2 protein-coding genes and 1 pseudogene are annotated in these 2,191 nt (G+C 67.8%); all 3 read right to left on the bottom strand.

Features of this window, described 5'->3' with window-relative positions:
• Window positions 1-984: pseudogene (locus ACMO6A_RS11575) on the bottom strand (ABC transporter permease); the annotation flags it as partial.
• Window positions 984-1,664: an ABC transporter ATP-binding protein gene (locus ACMO6A_RS11570; RefSeq protein ID WP_009306942.1), complete on the bottom strand. Its 681-nt coding sequence runs from the start codon at window positions 1,662-1,664 to the stop codon at window positions 984-986. The pseudogene ACMO6A_RS11575 and the gene ACMO6A_RS11570, both read right to left, overlap by 1 nt.
• A 121-nt stretch (window positions 1,665-1,785) precedes the next feature.
• On the bottom strand, window positions 1,786-2,191 hold a 406-nt coding region (locus ACMO6A_RS11565; RefSeq protein ID WP_418471299.1), incomplete at its 5' end, for a sensor histidine kinase.

The raw sequence follows: 2,191 nt of genomic DNA, 5'->3' as shown, positions 1-2,191 counted from the left end.
CTCGGCCACCGAGATGGCGAATGCGTTGTAGATCAGCGATGCGGACGCCGCCACGATGACGATGGCCAACACGGCGGCAACCGCCCAGAGGCTTCCCCAGATGGGCCTGCCGTCGGAGATGCCCAAGTACGAGAACAGGCTGGTGTGGTACAGAGTGGCGGCCGTATCGTCCAATCCGGTCGCGTCGGCGAAGAAGGCCTTCATCTCGTCGAGGGTTCCCAGACCTTGCGTGACCAGATACGCGCCCGCAGCCGCTCCTTCCTCAGACGCGTCGGCCACGGTGAGGGCGACGCTGGGCGCGGAAGAGGCCGTGTAGTTGTTGGCGAGGAAAGGCGCTTGTCGCTTGTAGAATCCGGTAACCGTCAGCGTGCGCTCGCGGGCGTTCTCGACGCGCGTCTCGTTTCCGTCGGCGAGGCGCGCGCCGTCTTCGGCGGCTGCGAGGTTTCCAAAACCTCCCGTGAGGGTGGAACCCGTTTCAAGGGGGCCGTTCGAAACAACGCCCTCGGCGCCTCCCGCGCCCAGCTCCTCGCCTTGGAGATAGTCGGGCAGCACGATCTCGTCCGCTGTCTCGGGCCATCGCCCGCTTGCCAGCTCGGGCATCAGGGAGTACGGCGCGCCGCCCGGCTCGTCGACGCCCTTGACGGTGGTCGGCGTCGTCTTCAGCGCGATGAACGCACCCAGACGGTTGGCGTCGTCGGGCGCGAGTGCGGCCGATCCGAGGTCGCGGAAGGTGGCGAGGTCGGTCACGGCGTCGCTTTCCACGAGCGCATCGATGCCCTGAGCGGGCACGTCGGGGGAAAACACGTGCCATGATCCTTCAGTTACCATCGTGCGCTCGAGCAAGCCCTGCTGCACGCTTGCCACGCTGGTCAGCACGGCGGCCAGAAGCGCCGTGGACAGCGCGATGCCGACGACGGTCACGGCCGTGCGCACGCGGTTCTGAGCGAGCGAGCGCAGGGTGAAACGCGTGAATATGCCGGCCATCAGCGCCTCCTTTCGTCGGAGGCGATGCGGCCATCCTCGATGGCGATGACGCGGTCGGCCATGCAGGCGATGTCCTCGTCATGCGTGATCACCACGAGCGTCTGGTCGAAGCGCTTGTTCGACTCGCGCAAAAGCGCCATGATCTCGTGCGAGTTGCGCGAGTCGAGGTTGCCGGTGGGCTCGTCGGCCAGCACCACGGCAGGCGCGTTCATGAGCGCGCGCCCGATGGCCACGCGCTGTTGCTGTCCGCCTGACAGCTGATTGGGCAGGAAGCGCTCATGGCCGCGCAGTCCCAAGCCGTCCAGAAGCATGCCGAGGCGCTCTTCGTTCACGGCGCGTCCGTCCATGAGCACGGGAAGCGTCATGTTCTCCACCACGTTGAGCACGGGGATGAGGTTGTAGAACTGGTAGACCAGCCCCACGTCGCGACGGCGCAGCACGGCCAGCTCCTCGTCGGAGCGCGCGTACACGTCCGCGCCGTTCAGCAGCACCGTGCCGGAGGTGGGGCGGTCGACGCCGCCCATGAGGTGCAGAAGCGTCGACTTGCCGGAGCCCGACGAGCCGACGATGGCCACGAACTCGCCCGCGGCCACGCTGAACGACACGTCGTCGAGCGCCTTGAGCGCCGTGGGGCCGCTTCCGTACACCTTGGTGAGATGGTCGATGGTCAGAATGTCCATGAGGAGCCTTTCTCGCTAACGGTCTACGGAATAGTGTGCCATCCCGCGCTTGCGCGGGCATGAACGCCGCATGACGGAATTGTCATATTCGGCCAGCCCGCCGTTCCGGGCGAAGGGCCTCCTACACGACCACCTTCGGGAACGTCAGGTCGAAGCGAGCGCCGCCCGTTTCGCGGTCGTTGCCCGCGCGCAGCGTGCCTCCCTGGGCGGTCACGAGCGCCTGGGCCAGCGCGAGGCCGATGCCGAACCCCTCCGATCCCGCGCCGCGGTAGAAGCGCTCGAACAGGCGGGGAAGGTCCTCGGCGGCGATGCCCGGGCCCGTGTCGGCGACGGACAGGCGGAAGGCCACGGCGTCCTCGGACGCCTGCACGCGCACGCATCCGCCGGCGGGCGTGTGCTCCATGCAGTTCTTGAGGATGTTGCCCAGCGCCTCGGCCGACCAGGCGGCGTCTCCGTTGAACGACGCTCCCTCGTCGACGTGCGTCTCGCAGGCGACGTCGCGCAGATCGAAGGCGCCGGCCAGCGGG

Source organism: Eggerthella sp., assembly GCF_048329335.1.
In the GTDB taxonomy this organism is placed as follows: Bacteria; Actinomycetota; Coriobacteriia; order Coriobacteriales; family Eggerthellaceae; genus Eggerthella; species Eggerthella lenta.
Note: the sequence above shows the minus strand (reverse complement) of the source record. Positions and strands in the feature narration are given on the sequence as shown.